Raw genomic sequence first — 1,592 nt, 5'->3', positions numbered from 1 at the left:
AGCCAAACATGCTGTGATTGAAACTCTTAACCGATTGATTGCTTTTCAAGGTTTGCTGTTTGAGGATTTAGCAGGGTTGTTAGAGTCGGGATATAACCGTAAGATCTTTGTTATGACTGATGGCAGCCAACCTTATAGCCTAAATGGCACTTTTGAGCGATTACTAAGAGACTGTAATTTGCTTAAAGATGTAGCGGGGCGCAATCGCAGTCTGTATAGTCTGCGCCATACCTATGCCACATTTGCTCTAGCTGAAGGGGTTGATATACACACCCTAGCTAGGCAAATGGGTACTTCTACTTTAATGATTGAGCGACATTACTCAAAACTCACCCCAATGATGGCGGCAGCAAAGTTGGCTTAAATCTCAAACTTCCCGATATGTAATTCCTCGCATAAAAGACTTTCAATATCCGCCCTTAGCTCAATCTGCTTTTGCCCATCAATAATGTCTGAAATGAGTTGAGGAAAATCGTCATTTGATATGTGCATGGAATCGGATAATGCTTGATAACGATCTCTGGATTTGGTGTAGTAGTAAAGCGCCTCGTTAAATAAGGCTTCCATTTCATGAAGATCAAGTAAGGCGCTTAGAGCTGCGCGAATGCATAAAGCTGAATTCTTGTTGATGAGCCAGTAGATAGAGCAATCCTTATCTGCCAGGCTAGTAGCAATAAATTCGACATGCTTTAGATTGCCGATGACCATATAGGAGCGATTTGGACCTGTAAAGTTGAGATATCCATCTAGTAGTTTGATGGCATCAAGCTCAGAATCAATTGTCCCAATTGGTTTTGAATACCCGCATATATAGATCTTCTGTGAAGATGAGCTGATCTTCTGAAAGTATTCTTGATCTATGCCATGGTCCGGGGCGTCAAAAACAAAGACTGTTCTAGGGTAGCGCATATCAATTCCTTTATAAGTACTAGCCGCGAGGGCTAGTACTGGTTTGGTGGTCAAGCAGCCATCAAGGGGTTAATGGGTTCTGGGGTAGGTGCCAGCTCAATAATTCCGCCAGGATTATTCGGTGGGTTACGAACAGATCTAACAAAGTCCTCAAGACGCTCTAAGAGCTTTCTATTGCTGGAGCTCACTTGCAGTTGCGTAGTGAGAATCTTGAGTAATTGATCATCTGGCAGAGCAATACCTTCTTGTTGCAAAATCCACTGTGCTCGGGAAAGCCAGTCTTTTGCTGTTACTGGAGGCACAGCCAAGCAATTACTACGATCACGCAAAGCGATATCCACTTGGTCGATGTAGTTCGTTGTAAAGATGAACTGGGTATGACCGATCATGTCATCGATTACATCTCTAAAAGCTATTGCTGCTTTAGGAGTGAAGTTAATCTCATTGGAAATGATGTAGTTACGTTTTTGATCATTGGTAGTAAATAGCTTGTAAAACATGGGTGGACCCCCAAAGACTTCAGTAACATCAGTGACCGAGCTAAATTCAACTGCTTTTAGGCGGGTAACTTCTGCTTTCTTGCCTTCGATGGCATCAGGTAATAAATTGGCAATGGTAGTTTTGCCAGTACCAACCCCGCCGTGAAGGATGAGGGGTTTTAAGTCCCGATCATTGATGTAGTC

The 1,592-nt window shown here is 42.8% G+C and carries 2 protein-coding genes and 1 pseudogene; 1 reads left to right on the top strand and 2 read right to left on the bottom strand.

The features are described from left to right. Positions 1–364 (top strand): annotated as a pseudogene (locus tag B7Y67_RS17490) (integrase); the annotation flags it as partial. Here the strand turns inward: B7Y67_RS17490 and B7Y67_RS17485 are convergent. Both B7Y67_RS17485 and B7Y67_RS17480 read right to left on the bottom strand, forming a co-directional pair. Further along, entirely contained in the window at positions 361–909 is a 549-nt protein-coding gene (locus tag B7Y67_RS17485; protein WP_293599720.1) for a hypothetical protein, read from the bottom strand. The pseudogene B7Y67_RS17490 and the gene B7Y67_RS17485 sit on opposite strands and share 4 nt — an antisense overlap. A 50-nt stretch (positions 910–959) precedes the next feature. Then, positions 960–1,592: ATP-binding protein (locus B7Y67_RS17480; protein WP_293599719.1), on the bottom strand; the 633-nt coding region annotated here is incomplete at its 5' end.

The sequence above is a fragment of the Polynucleobacter sp. 35-46-11 genome (assembly GCF_002281105.1).
This window is presented reverse-complemented; position numbering and strand designations above follow the sequence as displayed.

Bases quoted from the DNA above. Each gene is read 5' to 3' on its own strand.
- B7Y67_RS17485 (WP_293599720.1), bottom strand. From the start codon at position 909: ATGCGCTACCCTAGAACAGTCTTTGTTTTTGACGCCCCGGACCATGGC.